Raw genomic sequence first — 17,692 nt, 5'->3', positions numbered from 1 at the left:
GAGGGGCATCGGAATTACGCCAGCAGCGGGTTCGGCTTGTCAGTATCGATCCCGTACTCCTTGATCGCCCGCGCCACGTCCTTGGCAGTCATCCTGCCCTCCGCGGCCAGGGCGACGATCGCGGCGTGCGCCACGTGGTAACGGTCCACCTCGAAGTGCGAGCGCAGGTTGGCACGGGTGTCGGAGCGGCCGTAGCCGTCGGTGCCCAGCACGGTGTAGCGCATCGGCACGAAGGCGCGGATCTGCTCGGCGAACAGGCGCACGTAGTCGGTGGCGGCGACCGCCGGGCCCTGGCGGCCTTCCAGCAGTTCGGTCACGTACGGCTTGCGCGGCTTCTTGGCCTCCGGGTGGAGGGCGGCCGCGCGGTGGGCGTCGTGGCCGTCGCGGGCCAGCTCGTTGAAGCTGGGGCACGACCAGATGTCGGCGGTGACGCCGAAGTCCTTCTCCAGCAGCTCCGCGGCGGCGATCACCTCGTTGAGGATGGTGCCGCTGCCCATCAGCTGGACGCGCCTGTCGTCCTTGCCCGGCTTGCCGCCGTCCTTCAGCAGGTACATGCCCTTGATGATCCCCTCGGCGCTGCCCTCGGGCATCTCCGGGTGGGTGTAGTTCTCGTTCATCAGGGTCAGGTACCAGTACTCGTCGACCTGGTCCTGGAGCATGCGCTTCATGCCGTGCTGGAACAGGGTAACGACCTCGTAGCTGAAGGAGGGGTCGTAGCTGCGCACGTTGGGGATCAGGCCGGCCTGGACCTGGCTCTGGCCGTCCTCGTGCTGCAGGCCTTCACCATTCAGCGTGGTGCGGCCGGCGGTGCCGCCCAGCAGGAAGCCGCGCGCGCGCATGTCGCCGGCCTGCCAGGCGGCGTCGCCGACGCGCTGGAAGCCGAACATCGAGTAGTAGATGTAGCAGGGCAGCAGCTGCAGGTCGTTGGTCGAGTAGCTGGTCGCCGCGGCCATCCAGCTGGCGAAGGCGCCGGCCTCGGTGATGCCTTCCTGCAGCACCTGGCCGGACTGGTCCTCGCGGTAGTACATCAGCTGGTCGCGGTCGACCGGCTTGTACTTCTGGCCGTGCGGGGCGTAGATGCCGATCTGGCGGAACATGCCCTCCATGCCGAAGGTGCGCGCCTCGTCGGCGACGATCGGCACGATGCGCGGGCCGACCTGCTTGTCGCGCAGGGTGATGTTCATCGCCTGCACGAAGGCCATGGTGGTGCTGATCTCGCGGTCGCCGGTGCCCTTGAGCAGGCGCTCGAAGGTGTTCAGCCCCGGCACCTTCAGGCTCTGGCTGGCCTTGCGCCGGCGCTGCGGCAGGTGGCCGCCCAGCTCGGCCCGGCGAGCCTTCATGTACTGGACTTCCTCGGAATCCTCGCCGGGGTGGTAGAACGGCACCTGGCCGTCGGCCAGCTGCTCGTCGCTGATCGGCAGGTTGAAGCGGTCGCGGAACAGCTTCACCGCCTCGTCGTCCATCTTCTTGGTCTGGTGGGTCGGGTTCAGTGCCTCGCCCGACGCGCCCATGCCGTAGCCCTTGACCGTCTTGGCCAGGATCACGGTCGGCATGCCCCTGGTGTTCACCGCCTGGTCGTAGGCGGCGTAGACCTTGTGCGGGTCGTGGCCACCACGGTTGAGGCGCCAGATGTCTTCATCGCTCAGGTTGGCGACCAGCTGTGCGGTCTCCGGGTACTTGCCGAAGAAGTGCTCGCGGGTGTACGCGCCGCCGAAGGCCTTGCAGTTCTGGTACTCGCCGTCGACGGTTTCCATCATCAGCTGGCGCAGCTTGCCGCTGGTGTCGCGGGCCAGCAGCGGATCCCAGTAGCTGCCCCAGATGTTCTTGATCACGTTCCAGCCGGCGCCGCGGAACACGCCTTCCAGTTCCTGGATGATCTTGCCGTTGCCACGCACCGGGCCGTCCAGGCGCTGCAGGTTGCAGTTGATGACGAAGACCAGGTTGTCCAAGCCCTCGCGGCCGGCCACCGAGATCGCGCCCAGGGACTCGGGCTCGTCGGTCTCGCCGTCGCCCAGGAAGCACCAGACCTTGCGGTCGGTCTTCGGCATCAGGCCGCGGGCCTCCAGGTACTTCCAGTTGCGCGCCTGGTAGATGGCGGCGATCGGGCCCAGGCCCATGGAGACGGTCGGGGTCTGCCAGTAGTCCGGCATCAGCCACGGGTGCGGGTAGGACGGCAGCCCCTTGCCCCCGGTCTCCATGCGGAAGCAGTCCAGCTGCTCCTCGCTGATGCGGCCTTCCAGGAAGGAGCGCGCGTAGATGCCCGGCGAACTGTGGCCCTGGATGTACAGCAGGTCACCCGGGTGGTCCTCCGACGGGGCGCGCCAGAAGTGGTTGAAACCCACGTCGTACAGGGTCGCGCCGGAGGCGAAGCTGGCGATGTGGCCGCCCAGGTCGCCCGGCTTGCGGTTGGCGCGGACCACCATGGCCATGGCGTTCCAGCGGATGATCGAGCGGATCTTCCACTCCAGCGCGTGGTCACCGGGGCTCTTGGCCTCCATGTGCGGCGGGATGGTGTTGATGTACTCGGTGGTGGGGGCGAACGGCAGGTGGGCGCCGGCGCGGCGGGTGACCTCGACCATCCCCTGCAGCAGCTGGTGGGCGCGCTGGGCACCGTCGTTCTGGATGACGGCAGTGACCGAGTCGATCCATTCCTGGGTCTCGGCGGGATCGGGATCGTCCTGGAACAGGGCTGCGAACGGGCTTTCGTACGTCGTGGTCATGCGCCTCGCGGCCCCTTGGCCGCGCCTCGGTATGTGGGGGAATGCGGTTCGTTGGATTCTATCAGCGGGCGGGTTTTCCCCGCCGGGTGGATGCCCGCGTGCGCGGGATGACGGCCTGGACGTCACCCGCGGCGGGCGGCGCGGATCTGGGCGTCCATGGCGGCGATGGCGGTCAGGTTGACCACGCGGCGCGAGGTCGCGTCGGGGGTCAGGATGTGCGCCGGCTTGTCCAGGCCCATCAGGATCGGGCCGATCGCCACGCCGTCGGTGGCCACCCGGAACATGTTGTAGGTGATGTTGGCCGCGTCCAGGTTGGGCAACACGAACAGGTTTGCCCGGCCCGACAGCGTGGTGTTGGGGAAGACCCGGCGGCGCAGGGCATCGTTCCAGGCGGTGTCGGCCATCATCTCGCCGTCCACCTCCAGCTTCGGGAAGCGCTGGGCGAGGATCTCGCGGACCTGGCGCATCTTCTGCGCCGACGGGTTGTCGTGGCTGCCGAAGTTGGAGTGCGACAGCAGCGCGACCTTGGCCTCCACCCCGAACAGCTTCAGCCGGTAGGACGCCTGCATGGTCGCCTCGGCGATCTGCTCGGCGCTCGGGTCGTACTGCACGTGGGTGTCGAGGAAGAACCACGCCCCGGCATCGTTGATCACCCCGGTCATCGCCGCGGTGCCGGTCACTCCGCGGTCGAAATCGAAGATGCTGCGCAGGTAGCCCAGCTTCTTGTGGAAGCGGCCGACGATGCCGCAGATCAGCGCGTCGGCCTCGCCGCGCTCGACCATCAGCGCGGCGATCAGCGCCGGCCGCGAGCGCACCAGGTTCTTGGCCGCGTCGATGGTCACCCCGCGGCGCTCGGTCAGTGCGTGGTACTGCTGCCAGTACTCGGGGAAGCGCGGGTCATCGTTGATGTTGGTCAGCTCGAAGTCCACGCCCTCGCGCAGGCGCAGGCCGAGCTTCTCGATGCGGGCGTTGATGACTTCCGGGCGGCCGATCAGGATCGGCCGCGCCAGGCCCTCGTCGACCACGGTCTGGACCGCCCGCAGCACCACGGGCTCCTCGCCCTCGGCGTAGGCCACCCGCTTGCGGTCGGCGCGGGCACGGTCGTAGACCGGCTTCATCACCAGCCCGGTGCGGTGGATGAACTGGCGCAGCTGCTCGCGGTAGCCGTCCATGTCGGCCAGCGGCCGGCTGGCCACGCCCGAGTCCATCGCCGCCTGGGCCACCGCGGCCGACAGCTCGACCATCAGCCGCTGGTCGAACGGACGCGGGATCAGGTACTCCGGGCCGAAGGTCGGCACCTCGCCGCCATAGGCGGCGCCCAGGTCCGAGGCCTCCTTCTGCGCCAGCTCGGCGATGGCGTGCACGCAGGCGAGCTTCATCGCCTCGTTGATCACGGTGGCACCAACATCCAGCGCACCGCGGAACAGGTACGGGAAGCAGACCGCGTTGTTGACCTGATTGGGGTAGTCCGAGCGGCCGGTGGCGATGATCGCGTCCGGTCGCACCGCCTTGGCGGCCTCGGGCAGGATCTCCGGGTGCGGGTTGGCCAGCGCCAGGATGATCGGCCGCCCGGCCATGCTGGCGACCATCTCCGGCTTGAGGATGCCGCCGGCCGACAGGCCCAGGAACACGTCGGCGCCCTCGACGATCTCCGCCAGCGTGCGCTTGCCGGTGTCCCGGGCATAACGGGCCTTGCCCTCGTCCAGGTCCGCCCGGCCGCTGTGGATCACTCCTTCGCGGTCGAAGGCCAGGATGTTCTCCGGGTTCACCCCCAGCGCGACCAGCATGTCCAGGCAGGCGATGCCCGCCGCGCCGGCGCCGGTGGTGGCCACCCGCACCTGGCCGATGTCCTTGCCGGCGACCTTCAGCGCGTTGAGCACCGCGGCGCCGACGATGATCGCAGTGCCGTGCTGGTCGTCGTGGAACACCGGAATCTTCATCCGCTCGCGCAGCTTGCGCTCGACGATGAAGCATTCCGGGGCCTTGATGTCCTCCAGGTTGATGCCGCCGAAGGTCGGCTCCAGGCTGGCGATGATGTCGACCAGCCTGTCGGGATCGCGCTCGTCGATCTCGATGTCGAACACGTCGATCCCGGCGAACTTCTGGAACAGCACGCCCTTGCCTTCCATCACCGGCTTGCTGGCCAGCGGCCCGATGTCGCCCAGGCCAAGGACCGCGGTACCGTTGGACACTACCGCCACCAGGTTGCCGCGGGCGGTGTAGTCACGGGCCGCGCCCGGGTCCGCCACGATCGCCTCGCAGGGATAGGCCACGCCCGGCGAGTACGCCAGCGCCAGGTCGCGCTGGGTGACCATCGCCTTGGTCGCGGTGACCCGGATCTTCCCGGCCGGGGCCTGGCGGTGGTAGTCGAGGGCGGCTTGCTTGAGGTCTTCGGGGCTGGACATGGACGGCTGCGGCGTGCGGGGCGGAAACTCCCGATTCTAGCGGCCGCCCGCCATCCCGGGCGTGCCGTTCCGGGCCAACAGTCAGATATCCGGGAATCCCGCGTCCGTGATGGCCCTTGGCTGGGCGGCAACGACTCCGGCCGGTCCGCGCGTCCATCCCCGCCGAACGCGACACATAGCCGCGGGCTATGCAGGACTGGCCCTATTTCAATGGTGACCTCGCACGGCAGCGATGAAGATGGACGAACCTGCGCCCGGCCGCCGTCCTGCGGGCCGTGGCCAATACCCGACCAGCGAGGCTCCGATGTCCCGTCCACGCCGCCCCGCGCGAACCGCCCAGCCCGCCGGCCTGCTGGCGGCCGCGCTGTTGCTCACCGCCTGTTCCGGGCTGCACCCTGCACCGCCCGCCGGCACGGCAGACCTGCTGATTGCGGGCGGCACCGTGTTCGACGGCAGCGACAACCCCGCCCGCACGGCCGACATCGCGATCGCCGGGGACCGGGTCGTCGAGGTGGGCCAGGACCTGGAAGGCCGCTACCGGGCTGCGCGCACCATCGACGCGCGCGGGATGATCGTGGCGCCGGGCTTCATCGATCCCCATACCCATCCCTACAGCCACATCCGCTCCCCCGATCCGCGGGTCCGGCGCAACCTGCCGTGGCTGTACCAGGGAGTCAGCACCATCTTCATCGGAGTAGACGGAGGCGGCACGCCGGACATCGCCGGGCAGCGTGAGTGGTTCGAGGACCACGGGGTGGGCACGAATATCGCCGCCTACGTCGGGTTGGGGCCGGTGAGGCGCCGGGTGCTCGGCAACACGGACCGCGCGCCGGACGACGGGGAACTGCAGCAGATGCGCCGCCTGGTGGCCGAGGCGATGTGCCAGGGCGCCCTGGGTCTTTCCACCGGCCTGTTCTATGCGCCCCAGAGCTTCGCGACCACCGACGAGGTGGTGGCGCTGGCCACGGAGGCCGCAGTGCGCGGCGGCGTCTACGACACCCACCAGCGGGACGAGTCCAGCTACTCGATCGGACTGATGGGGTCGATCGCGGAAGTGCTCGAGATCGGCCGCCGGGCGCGGATTCCGGTGCACATCGCGCACCTCAAGGCGCTTGGGACGGACGTGCATGGAAGCGCAGGGAAGATCATCGACCGCATCGATCGCGCGCGTGCGGATGGCCTCCAGGTGACCGCCGACCAGTACCCGTGGCTGGCCTCGGCCACCGGCATCGAGGCCGCCCTGCTGCCGCGCTGGTCGCAGGACGGCGGCCGCGACGCGCTGCTCACCCGGCTCGACGACCCGGCCACCGCGAACCGCATCCGCGGCGAGATGGGGGAGAACCTGCGCCGCCGCGGCGGAGCGGGCGCGGTGCTGATGATCGGCGACGGCTGGCCATGGTCCGGCAGGACGCTGGCGCAGATGTCCGAAGCGTGGGAACTGGAGCCGGTGGACGCGGCGCTGAGAATCATCCGCCATGGCGGTCCGGACGGCAGCGGCTCGGCACGCAAGATCGCTTCCTTCAACATGCACGCGGACGACGTGAAGGCGCTGATGCAGCAGCCTTGGATGCTGACCGCCTCCGACGGCGGCGACGGGCATCCACGCCAGTACGCCACCTTCCCGGAAAAATACGCCCGATACGTGGTGGAAGACGGGGTGATCGACCTGCAGGCGTTCATCCACCGCTCCACCGGCCTCAGCGCCACCACCTTCGGCCTGGAGGACCGCGGCTACCTGCGCGGCGGATATTACGCCGACGTGGTGGTGTTCGACCCTGCCCGCTACGCCCCCGCGGCCTCCTACCTGGAGCCGGCGGTCCCGTCCAGGGGCGTGGAATACCTGTTCGTCAATGGCGTGGCCATGATCGACCGGGGCAGCGCGGCGGACGCGCTGCCGGGACGCGTCCTGCGCCACCGCCCGCCCGCGGGCACCTGCGACCGGGCCCGGTTGCCACCCGATTGACGACAGGAGCTCCTATCGATGCTGCAACTTGATGCGGTACAGACCCTTGCCCTCGCGGGCGTGGCCCTGTTCCTGGGCTACGGCCTGTGCCGGTGGATACCGGTGCTTGGCAGGTACAACCTCCCGCCGCCGGTGATCGGCGGACTGGTCTTCGCCATCGTGGCGTGGATCGCACACACCCGGGACACCACGCTGTTCGTGCTCGACACCGGCCTGCAGGCACCGCTGATGGTCGCCTTCTTCACCACGATCGGCATGAACGCGAGCCTCAGGCTGCTGAAGATCAGTGGCGCCCAGGTGATGGTCTTCCTGGGCCTGGCCAGCGGCTTCGCGGTGTTCCAGAACCTGCTGGGGATGGCGGTGGCGGTGGGCTTCGACCTGCATCCGCTGTTCGGGGTGCTGGCCGGTTCGACCACCCTCACCGGCGGGCCGGCCACGGGGCTGGCTTTCGCGCCCCTGTTCGAAGAAGCCGGGGTACGCGGCGCGGAATCGATCGCGGTCGCTTCGGCGATGGCCGGCATCGTGCTGGGTGGGCTGGTGGGCGGCCCGGCCATCACGGTGCTGATCCGCCGCTTCAACCTGTCCCATCCCCGGCCGCAGGCACGGGCCGCGGTGGAACCCGAAACGACGATTTCTCCAGGCCCGTCCGAGGCGGTCCGGGAATTCAACGCCCTCAAGAGCATCGTGACGCTGCTGATCGCCATGTGGCTGGGTGCATGGGTCAGCGGCCTGATCTCCTCGACCGGCATCACCCTGCCCGCCTACGTGGGTGCGATGCTGGTGGGCGCGGCCATCCGCAACCTGGATGACTGGACCGGCTGGGTCGGCCTTCCGGTGTCCACCACCGACCTGATCGGCAACGTGTGCCTGGCGCTGTTCCTGTCGGTGGCCCTGATGGACCTCAAGCTTTGGGAGCTGGCTGGGCTGGCACTGCCCCTGGTGCTGAACCTGGCATTGCAGGTGGGCGCGGTGGTGGCGTTCTGCGTCGTGGTCTTCCGGGTCATGGGGCGCGATTACGACGCAGCGGTCATGGGTGGCGGCTTCATCGGCTTCATGCTGGGCACCACCGCCAACGCGATGGCGGTGATGCGCGCACTGGTGGAACGCTACGGCACCGCGCCGCGCGCCTTCCTGGTGGCCCCGCTGGTCGGGGCGTTCTTCATCGACTTCACCAACGCGCTGATCATCACCGGGTTCATCAATTTCTGGCGCTGAGCGGGGCGATGAAATGCTCGTACAGCGCCCGGTTCACCGCCTCCCGGATCCCTGGATCCCTGGCGCCGTTGGTGATCACGATGAAGCCGTACTTGCGCTCGGGGTCGAAGAACATGGAGCTGTACAGCCCGTAGGCAGAGCCGGTATGGCCGGTCAGGGTGACCCCGGGGACCAGGTTCCGGTCGGTGCGCAAGGCCAGGCCGTAGCCGGCATCCCCGTCGATCGGGGTCGTCGGGGACTGCATCAGGGCAGCGTGTTCGGGGCTGATGATCCGCACGCCGCCCCACTCGCCCTGGTTCATGTGCATGAGCATGTACCGGGCGAGGTCCGGCGCCGAGATCTTCAGTCCGCCGGTGGGGGAGAACAGCGGTGCGCTGTAGCCCAGCCGGTAGTCGTCCAGCCGCTCGCCCAGCAGCGCGTACGCGGCTTCCGAGCGCACGAAGCCCTCGCCTACGCGGTAGCGGTAGATCTGCGCGAAACGACCCGCCTCCAGCACGTCGGGCCAATGCCCACCGTACAGCCCCAGGGGCTCGAGCACGTGCTCGCCCACGTACCTGTCGAACCGCTGCCCCGAGGCCCGCTCGATGATCGCACCGACCATGTTGTAGCCCAGGTTGGAGTATTCGTAGTGGTCCCCCGGGGCATGCGCGGAGTAGCTTTCCGTCCAGGTTGCGCTGGCCTGCGGGTTGATGAGGTCCAGGCTGCCGTACTGCTGGCGGTCGGTGATCGAGGAGGTGTGGTTCAGCAGCATCCGCAGGGTGATCACGTGCTCGGGAAATCCGGGATTGCGGACCGGGAATCCAAGCAGCCCGCCGACATCGTCATCCAGCGACAGCTTTTCCTGTTCGACCAGCTGCAGCACTGAAGTGGCGGCGAACGATTTGGATATGGACGCGATCCGGAATACGTCGTCCCCCTTGAGGGGCAGGCGCGCCTCCCGATCCTTCCAGCCCAGGCTGTCGCGGTAGACCAGGTCGTTGTCCCTGACCACCACCACGGCCAGGCCGACGGCATCGTGCTCTGCCATGAGTGCGCCGAGCTTCTCCCCGATTTCCCCGGCCCAGGCAGGGACCAGCGCCGACAGCGCCAGCAGCAGGGCCGCGAAGGGTGCAGGGACACGATTGGCGAGGTTCCTTCTTTTCATTCCACTCCCCTCGGCGGCCCGCCGGGCGGGCGGCATGCGCCGCCCGGCACCGTGCAGTGGCCGGCCTCAGTCAAACGATTTGGTCAAGGTCAGGTAGTAGCCACGCCCCAGCACGTTATGCACCGAGGAGTAGAAACCGATCGCCGTGCCCGAGATCGGCGGATCGCGATCGGCCACGTTGCGCACCGTGAGCCGGACACGGGAACCGTCGAGGAAGTTGCCCAGCCCTTCGAAGCGGCGCTCCAGGTACAGGTTGGCGGTGGTCCAGCTCGGGATCCGCATGCGGCTGCCGTCGTCGTGCAGCACACCGGTGGTCTCGAATGGCCCCACGTAGCGCACGTGCGTGCCGGTGAGCCAGTCGCCCTGGCGCCACGAGGCGTTGAACGTCGCCCGCCACTCCGGCGAGCCGTTGATGCCCAGCAGGTTGCCGGCGCTGCTGAGGCGGAACCCGTCATTGATGATCCCGGCCTGCTGCGCCTCCAGGATCATCTGCTCGTCGGGCACCGGATCCTGGGTGCGCTCGATCAGGCGCGAGGCGTTGGCGCTGAGGTTGAACGTGCCGGCGTGGTCAGTGGTAATACGCTGGGTCAGGCCGAAGTCGATCCCGCGCGTGGTGCGGGGAAGCCGGTTGATGTAGCGGTCGTACACCAGGCTGACCGTACCGACCGGGTCCAGCCCGGTTCCCTCGAAGTCCGCCACCCTGGTGTCATCCGGATCGTTCCTGATCACGTTCGGGTTGGACGAGCCCTGCATGCGCGCCAGGTAGTCCAGTGCCAGCTGGGCCTGCTCGCCGAGGATGCCGATGACGTCCTCCTGTTCGATCACCCAGTAGTCCGCGGTCAGGGTCAGCTTGCCGGCACCCTGGGGCAGGAACGTCGGCTGGAAGACGAAACCAACCGAATAGGCATCGGAGGTCTCCGGTTGCAGCTCGCGGTTGCCGCTGCGCTCCGCCTGGGTACTGGATGAGCGGCCGCACTGCGAGAAGCTTTCGATCCGCCCGGCCCGGATGTCGGCCTCGCATACGTAATAGTCGGTGCGGGTGTTGCTGACGGTGGCGCCATCGGCATAGAGCTGCAGGATGTTGGGTGCCAGGAAGCTCTGGGCCCAGTTGCCGCGCACCATGAAGTCATCGGTCACCGTCCAGGCCAGGGCGACCTTCGGATTGGCGACCCAGCCGAAGTCGGAGTACTTCTCCCAGCGGCCGGCCAGCTGCAGGTCAAGGCTGCGGACCAGCGGCACCTGCATCTGCGGTGAGACGACCGGCACCGCGAGTTCGGTATAGAACGAGGCCACGTTCCGGGATCCGGAGTTGCTCGCCGACGGGCTGGCGCCCAACACGTCACTGGTGACCTCCCCGGTCATCGGGTTGGTGTAGGTGATGTCCCCATTCAGCCGTGGATCACGCTGGTCCGACAGGCTCTCCCGCCGCCACTCCGCACCGAAGGCCAGGCCCACGTCGCCAGCCGGCAGGCTGAAGATCTGCTCGTGGAGGAACCTGGAGTCGACCTGGAACAGGCTGGCGGTGCTGTACCGGCGCACCGGCACGGTGAAGCCGGCGATCGTCGCGGCATCGCTCGGGGTGCCATCCACGCCGGTCCAGTCACCCGGGTCGCCGCCGTTGAACGGGTTGTAGGCGCCCGGGTCGGAGCGCGCCAGCGCCTCGGCGAACAGCGTGTTGCTGATCGAGCCGTGCTGGATGTCCTCGGTGGTGGCACGCGAGTACAGCACCGCGCTTTCCCAGTCGAAGCCGCCCAGGTAGCCACGTACTCCGCCCAGGACCCGATAGGAGTCATCGTTGACCTCGTACGGGCGCGAGGTGTCGGTGGCACGGTAGCTCGTGATCCGCAGGTCCAGCCCTTCCTCCGGTGCATCGATGCCGGGCAGGCGGTTGGGGTTGGGCGACCCGTCCGGCAGGTACATGGCGCCGAACGGGTTGTAGTAGTTGGACGCGGGCACGATCATCGGCGCCGCGCCCAGTGACGCCGCCTGTTCGCGCATGCTTTCGAACTTCGCCTGGTAATAGCTGACTTCGCCGAAGGCGACGAAATCGTCATTGATGTCCTGTTCGACCGTTCCGAACAGGTTGCTCCTGCCCACCCCGCCCAGGATGTTGCGCTGGGTGAGCGCATTGAAGCGCAGCGGACGGTCCAGGCTGGAGTTGAAGCCGCCGGTCTGCATGCACACGCCCGAATCAAGTTCCACCCCGCAGCGGTGCTCCGGCGGCTGGATGTTGAAGTAGCCGCTGGCGCTGGTGAGCGGCGTGCCGTCCCTTGCGACGGGAACCCCGCCCACGGTCTGGAAGGCGCCCCATGAAGTGGTGGTGTAGCGGTCGTCGAACGAAAGATGCCCTTCGAGCGACGTCCCCTGCAGGAGCGCGCGGCGATCCATGTCGGCGGTGAGTGGATGTTCGCTGGCTGCCACCTCGGAGCGGTAGGTGTGGCCACCCAGCAGGGTGACCCGCGTGCGGCCATCGTTGAACCAGCTGCCGGCCTTGAAGTTGAGGTTGCCCTGTCGCAGGTCGATGTCTTCCGACCCTCCGTACTGAGCCTGCACCTCCAAGCCCTGGAAATGGGTATCCATCACCACGTTCAGCACGCCGGCCACGGCATCCGACCCGTACAGCGCCGAGGCGCCGCCCATCAGGACCTCCATCTGCCGCACCCCGTACAGCGGGACCGCATTCATGTTGGCGGTCTGGCGCGGCACCAGGTTTTCCGTCTGGGTTCCCGGATGCGGGACCATGCGCCTGCCATTGACCAGCAGCAGGGTGTTGCCGGTACCCAGGTTGCGCAGGTTCACCGAACCGATGTCGCCGCGCGCGGCATTGATGTTGGCGGCCGTGTCCGTGTTGTCGAACATCATGTCGCCCACCTGCGGCAGGCTGCGCAGCAGCTCCTCGCCCGACACCGCCCCGGTGGCCTCGATCTCCGCCTCGTCCATCACCGCGACCGGGACCATGCCCGCTTCGTTGTTGCCGGCAAAGCGGCTTCCGACGACGACCACCTGGTCCAGCTCGGCCATGCGCCCGGCCGGATCCTGCCCGGTGGCCCGGTCCGCGGCCCGGGGCTGCGCATCATCGTTCGCTGGCGGCCGGGTGGCGTCGGGCTCCACCGCCGGCGGGGTCTGCGCGAAAGCCGGCGTGCCGGCAAGGGTCGCGCCCACGACCATGGCGAGTACGGTCTTCCGATACGTCTTCATCTGTCTTTGCTCCCACGAACCATCCGGTTCCTTGTCATGGCCACGCCGGACACCGCTGCCGTCCAGCGACCGCTGCCGTTGCCGTTGCTATTGCGCGATGGCCGCCGCCCCGGGCCTTCGGGGGTCGGCCGCTCCCTCGACCCGGCCAGGGCCGATCAGCAGCATCTGGGTGCTGCCGATCGTCTGTCCGGACGAAATGCCGTGGCCGCGGCCCTCCAGGAGCCGCAGCGTGTCCGGGCTCAGGCCGCGCTCGACCTGGAGCGCGCCTTCGCCGGACATGTGCTGGTGCACCCTCGGAGCCATCGTGGCTTCGGCGACATTCATGCCGAAATCGACCACGTCGATGACCGTCTGCGCGATCGTTCCGGGGATCGTGTTGCCGCCGGGGCTTCCCGTCACCAGCCACGGTTTGCCGTCGCGCACCAGCATCGTCGGCGCCATGCTGGATACCGGCCGCCGCCCGGGCTGCAGCGCATTGGGCGGTGCGGTGCCGCCCTCGCGCCGCGCCTCCAGCTGCGCGCGCAGCGAGAAGTTGCCGATCAGGTTCCCGAGCAGGAACCCGGTTCCCTCCACCATCACTCCCGAACCGAAATCGGCGCCGAGGGTGTAGGTGTTGCTGACCACGTTGCCGTCGGCATCGACGACCGAGAAATGGGTGGTCTGGGGACTCTCGTGCGCCCAGGGATCCCCCGCTTCCACTTCGGCCGCCGGGCTGGCGCGATCCATCCGCACCAGGGCGGCGCGCTCGGCCGCATACCGCTTGTCGACCAGGCCACGCAACGGCACCGGGTGAAAGCCGGTATCACCGACATGCGCCAGCCGGTCGCGCCAGGACAGCTTGCTGGCCTCGGCGAACAGGTGCAGCGCGTCGGCCGATCCGGCCCCCATCGAGGGCAGGTCGAAATGCTCGAGCACGTTGAGGATCCCGACGATGCCCGCCCCGCCACCGCTGGCAGGTGGCATCGTCACCACCCCGACGCCGCGGTAGGTGCTGCGCAGCGCCGGCCGCTCGATCGCCTGGTAGCCCGCCAGGTCCTGCTTGCGCAGCAATCCTCCGTGAGCGCGCATGCCTGCGTCGAGGCGGTCGGCGATCTGCCCGCGATAGAAATCCCGGGCGCCATGCTCCGCGATGCGGCGCAGCGTCCAGGCCAGGTCGGGCTGCACCAGCCGCTCGCCCGCGCCCAACGCTTCCCCGCCGGGACGCAGGAACACCGCGGCCCCCGCCGCGCTGCGCGCCAGCCGCTCCCGGCCCCAGTCCAACGCGAACGCCTCGTCGGCGGTCAGCACGATTCCCTGCCCGGCCATCTCGATCGCCGGCTCCAGCAACCGCTTCCAGGGCAGGCGGCCGTACTTTTCATGGGCCAGCGCGAGGCCGGCCACGGTGCCCGGCACGCCCGCCGCACGGATGCCCGCGGAATGGCCGTCGAGCCCACCGTCAGCGCCAACATAGGCGTCCAGGGTCGCCAGCGCCGGTGCCGCCGAACGGTAGTCGATGGCGGTGTAGCGATCCCCGTCGGCCAGGTGGATCAACATGAACCCGTCCCCGCCGATGTTGCCCGCCCGCGGCAGGGTCACGGCCAGCACGAAGGCGGTCGCCACGGCGGCATCGACGGCATTGCCGCCGTCGCGCAGGACCTGGGCACCGGCCCTGCTGGCCGCCTCGTTCTGGCTGACCACCATGCCGGCGCTGCCCACCTCCGGCTTGTGGATGGCTTCGTAGTTGAGCAGCTGGCGGGTCTGCGCCGGCGCGGCCAGCGACAGTGCAAAAAGACAGCCGGCAACAAGCACGGCACCCCTGCGTGCAACGCTCCAGACCATGCTTCCTCCTCCCAGGGCAACGGTCGCCCACCACCATGCATAAATCCCCGCCGGGTGCCCCCCATCAATGCTGGGGCAGCACATACCCTGCGGTTATGGCGCCCCATAACCGCAGGTTGTGCCCGCTGGAATCAAAATGAGGTCCGCTCCCGCGGCCGCGGTTTAGGCTTTGCGCACCGGCCGGCCTGTTGCCGGAAACTGCACCCACCCACTTGCGGGAGACGGCCTGTTGTCCATGCATATCCGGCGCCGGGCACGCGCATTCGCGGTGCTGGCGACGCTTGCCGGCGCGCTGCTTGCAGCGTGTTCGCCAGCCCGCTTGCGGGAGGATCCGCCGGCTCCATCGTCCGGCGGCGGCGGAATGGTGAGCAGTGCGCACCCGCTTGCCACACGCGCAGGCGTGGACGTGCTGCAGGGCGGCGGGAGTGCGATCGATGCCGCCATCGCGGTGCAGGCCATGCTCGGCCTGGTGGAGCCGCAGAGTTCGGGATTGGCCGGGGGAGCGTTCCTGCTCCATTACCGGGCACGCGACGGCCAAGTCGATGCCTACCTCGGCCGCGAACGGGCGCCCTCCGGCGCCGACGCCGCCCTGTTCCTGGATTCCGCCGGAGATCCGTTACCGCGTTCGGAGGCCATGCTCAGCGGGCGCGCCACCGGGGTTCCGGGCGTGCTGCCGGCGCTGGAGGCCGCGCACGCCGACCATGGCCGGCTTCCATGGTCGACGCTGTTCTCGGCAGCGGCGGAAACGGCCACCACCGGCTTCAGCGTCACTCCGCGCCTGCACCGGCACATCGTCGGAAACTTTCCGCAGGCCTCTGCACCGGACGTGGCCAGGCTCTTCTCGGGGCCCGGTGGCCAGCCGCTGCGGATCGGCGAGGTCATGCGCAACCCCGCCTATGCACGCAGCCTGCAGGAGGTCGCCACCCGTGGCGCCGCCGCCCTGCAGACCGGACCGCTTGCCGAGGCCCTGCTGGGGCGTATCCAGGAGCCGCCGGGGCCTTCGCCGATGCGCGCGGAGGATCTCGCCGGCTACCGGGCGGAAAAGGTGCGGCCGCTGTGCCGGACCATCCGAGCCCACGTGGTGTGCGTGCCGCCACCACCCTCCAGCGGGGTCGGGTTGCTGCAGCTGCTGTTGCTGCTTGAAGGCACCGACATCGCCGGACGCTCGCCCGACGACCCGCTGGCCTGGCTGACCTTCGCCGAGGCCAGCCGGCTGATGTACGCCGATCGCGACCACTACGTGGGCGACCCGGATTTCGTGGAGGTGCCGATCGAGGGCATGCTCAATCCGGACTATCTCGACAGCCGCCGGCGCCTGCTCGGCGAGCGCGCCGCCGCCGGGGCGGTTTCCCCCGGCGTGCCCGCGGGAGCCCCCGCCAATGCCGGCGACGACACCGCCGAGCCGGCCGGCACCAGCCACTTCGTGGTGGTGGACGGCGAAGGCAACGCAGTGTCCATGACCACCACCATCGAATCGTACTTCGGCTCCGGCCGCGTGGTGGGTGGAATGCTGCTCAACAACCAGCTCACCGATTTCTCCTGGCAGCCGGGCGGCGCGGCCGCCAATGCGATTGCCCCGGGGAAGCGGCCGCGATCGTCCATGTCGCCGGTGATCGTGCTCGATCCGCAAGGCAACTTTGCCGGTGCGATCGGCTCGCCCGGTGGCAACGCGATCCCGGCCTACATCGGCAAGACCCTGCTCGGCTGGCTGTTCTGGGACCTGCCGCTGGACCAGGCCATCGCGCTTCCCAACCTGGTGGCGCGCGGCGAACGCCATGACGGCGAAGCCGACGCGCTCGCGCCAGCGCTGCGGCAGGCACTGGAGGAACTGGGCGTGCGGGTCCGGCCCGGCAGCGGCGAGGATTCCGGCCTGCATGGCGTCCAGCTGCGTTCCGGCCGCCTGCACGGGGCGGCCGACCCGCGCCGCGAGGGCGTTGCCATTCCCACCACTCCCCCGAACCCCACCCGCGACGATGGCTCCGCACTCCCGACCCTGTGACATCACCGTCGTAGGCGCCGGCGTGGTCGGCGTGGCGACCGCCTGGGCCGCCGTCCGGCGTGGCCTGTCGGTGGAACTGGTGGACCGCGCCGAGGGGCCGGGACTGGGCGCTTCGTACGCCAACGGGGCCCAGCTCAGCTACGCGTACACCGATGCGATGGCAGGTCCGTCGCTGTGGAAGCAGATCCCGGGCCTGCTGGCCGGCAGCGACCCGGCGTTCCGCCTCCGGCTCAACGGGCACCCGGCGATCTGGCGCTGGGGGCTGTCCCTGCTGGCCAACGCCAATGGCTCCCGCTTGCGCCGCAACACGCTGCATACGCTCGCCCTGGCGCGCGACTCGCGGCAGGCGATGCAGGCACTGCTCGAACGCCATCCGATCGATTTCCAGCACCACGTCGCCGGCAAGCTCCACCTGTACTTCAACGATGCCGCGCTTCGCGCCGGCGCGAAGATGGTGGAGCTCAAGCGTGCCCATGGCGTGCGGCAGGTCCTGCTGGACGCGGAGGCCGCCAGCGATGTCGAACCCGCACTCGCGCAGGTGGAGGGGATCCGCGGCGCGGTGTACTCGCCGGACGAGGCGGTCGGCGATCCGTGGCGTTTCTCCGCCGGGCTCCTGGACACGATGCGCGGCCGGTATCCGCTGCAGGCCCGGTTCGGCTTCAGCCTCGAGTCGATCCGGCGCAGCGCCGGCGAATGGCTGCTGTCCTCGCGCGAGGGCGAGGTGATCCAAGCCCGGAAGCTGATCGTATGCGCCGGCATTGACAGCGCGGCACTGCTGCGGCCGTTGGGCATCCGCCTGCCCCTGATGGCGATCAAGGGCCATTCCCTCACTGTTCCGTGCGGCCCGCGGGCACCCGCCACCAGCATCACCGACACCGCGCGCAAGCTCGTGTTCTGCCGCCTGGGCGACCGGCTCCGGATCGCCGGCTTGGCCGACATCAACGACTGGGACCCGGCCGTGGACCCGGCCCGTTTCGGGCAGATGCTGGACCTGGCGCGGCAGTCACTGCCCGACGCGGGCGACTACACCCGCATCCTGCACCGATGGGCCGGCCTCCGGCCTGCCACGCCCGACTCGGTCCCGATCATCGCAAACGCCCGCGAAGGCCTGACCTGCAACGTCGGCCACGGCATGCTCGGCTGGACTCTGGCCATGGGCAGCGCCGAGCGCGCGGTTGCCCTGGCGCTGGGCGAGGCGGGCACCACGCCGTGGCCAGGCCGAGGGTGATG

At 69.2% G+C, this 17,692-nt stretch carries 9 protein-coding genes; 4 read left to right on the top strand and 5 right to left on the bottom strand.

Annotation, left to right across the window (positions count from 1 at the left end; all coding sequences use genetic code 11):
- Positions 1–14: 14 nt before the first annotated feature.
- Complete coding sequence (gene aceE, locus LY625_RS10395) at positions 15–2,720, bottom strand: pyruvate dehydrogenase (acetyl-transferring), homodimeric type (RefSeq protein WP_233740135.1); 2,706 nt, start codon at positions 2,718–2,720, stop codon at positions 15–17.
- 122 nt (positions 2,721–2,842) lie between these two features.
- Entirely contained in the window at positions 2,843–5,125 is a 2,283-nt protein-coding gene (locus tag LY625_RS10390) for an NADP-dependent malic enzyme (RefSeq protein WP_233740134.1), read from the bottom strand.
- 304 nt (positions 5,126–5,429) lie between these two features.
- On the opposite strand from LY625_RS10390, the gene LY625_RS10385 reads away from it, so the two are divergent.
- Together LY625_RS10385 and gltS are read left to right on the top strand one after the other, a co-directional pair.
- Entirely contained in the window at positions 5,430–7,088 is a 1,659-nt protein-coding gene (locus LY625_RS10385; RefSeq protein WP_233740133.1) for an amidohydrolase family protein, read from the top strand.
- 18 nt (positions 7,089–7,106) lie between these two features.
- Complete coding sequence (gltS, locus tag LY625_RS10380; RefSeq protein ID WP_233740132.1) at positions 7,107–8,303, top strand: sodium/glutamate symporter; 1,197 nt, start codon at positions 7,107–7,109, stop codon at positions 8,301–8,303.
- Here gltS and LY625_RS10375 read toward each other — a convergent pair.
- From LY625_RS10375 to ggt, 3 genes are all read right to left on the bottom strand, one after another.
- Positions 8,287–9,447 carry a serine hydrolase domain-containing protein gene (locus tag LY625_RS10375; protein WP_233740131.1) on the bottom strand — a complete coding sequence of 387 codons (1,161 nt, stop codon included), beginning with the start codon at positions 9,445–9,447 and terminating at the stop codon, positions 8,287–8,289. The genes gltS and LY625_RS10375 overlap by 17 nt on opposite strands.
- Positions 9,448–9,513: 66 nt before the next feature.
- Positions 9,514–12,645, bottom strand: coding sequence for a TonB-dependent receptor (locus LY625_RS10370; RefSeq protein ID WP_233740130.1), 3,132 nt, complete (start codon positions 12,643–12,645; stop codon positions 9,514–9,516).
- 87 nt (positions 12,646–12,732) lie between these two features.
- A complete protein-coding gene (gene ggt / locus LY625_RS10365) occupies positions 12,733–14,463 on the bottom strand; it encodes a gamma-glutamyltransferase (protein ID WP_233740129.1) in 1,731 nt (576 codons plus the stop codon).
- Positions 14,464–14,698: 235 nt separating this feature from the next.
- On the opposite strand from ggt, the gene LY625_RS10360 reads away from it, so the two are divergent.
- Together LY625_RS10360 and LY625_RS10355 are read left to right on the top strand one after the other, a co-directional pair.
- The gene (locus LY625_RS10360) at positions 14,699–16,462 is read left to right on the top strand and encodes a gamma-glutamyltransferase family protein (protein ID WP_233740248.1); all 1,764 of its coding nucleotides are present in this window, start codon (positions 14,699–14,701) and stop codon (positions 16,460–16,462) included.
- Entirely contained in the window at positions 16,437–17,690 is a 1,254-nt protein-coding gene (locus LY625_RS10355) for an FAD-dependent oxidoreductase (RefSeq protein ID WP_233740128.1), read from the top strand. The genes LY625_RS10360 and LY625_RS10355 overlap by 26 nt, the downstream gene beginning before the upstream one ends.
- The last annotated feature ends 2 nt before the right edge of the window (positions 17,691–17,692 follow it).

Source organism: Lysobacter sp. GX 14042 (assembly GCF_021390425.1).
Taxonomy (GTDB): domain Bacteria; phylum Pseudomonadota; class Gammaproteobacteria; order Xanthomonadales; family Xanthomonadaceae; genus Novilysobacter.
The sequence above is the reverse complement of the archived record's forward strand: the minus strand, read 5'-3'. Positions and strand labels throughout refer to the sequence as shown.

Coding starts and splice junctions, on each gene's coding strand:
- LY625_RS10375 (WP_233740131.1), bottom strand. CDS start 9,447: ATGAAAAGAAGGAACCTCGCCAATCGTGTCCCTGCACCCTTCGCGGCC.
- aceE (WP_233740135.1), bottom strand. CDS start 2,720: ATGACCACGACGTACGAAAGCCCGTTCGCAGCCCTGTTCCAGGACGAT.
- LY625_RS10385 (WP_233740133.1), top strand. CDS start 5,430: ATGTCCCGTCCACGCCGCCCCGCGCGAACCGCCCAGCCCGCCGGCCTG.
- gltS (WP_233740132.1), top strand. CDS start 7,107: ATGCTGCAACTTGATGCGGTACAGACCCTTGCCCTCGCGGGCGTGGCC.
- LY625_RS10355 (WP_233740128.1), top strand. CDS start 16,437: ATGGCTCCGCACTCCCGACCCTGTGACATCACCGTCGTAGGCGCCGGC.
- LY625_RS10390 (WP_233740134.1), bottom strand. CDS start 5,125: ATGTCCAGCCCCGAAGACCTCAAGCAAGCCGCCCTCGACTACCACCGC.
- LY625_RS10360 (WP_233740248.1), top strand. CDS start 14,699: ATGCATATCCGGCGCCGGGCACGCGCATTCGCGGTGCTGGCGACGCTT.
- ggt (WP_233740129.1), bottom strand. CDS start 14,463: ATGGTCTGGAGCGTTGCACGCAGGGGTGCCGTGCTTGTTGCCGGCTGT.
- LY625_RS10370 (WP_233740130.1), bottom strand. CDS start 12,645: ATGAAGACGTATCGGAAGACCGTACTCGCCATGGTCGTGGGCGCGACC.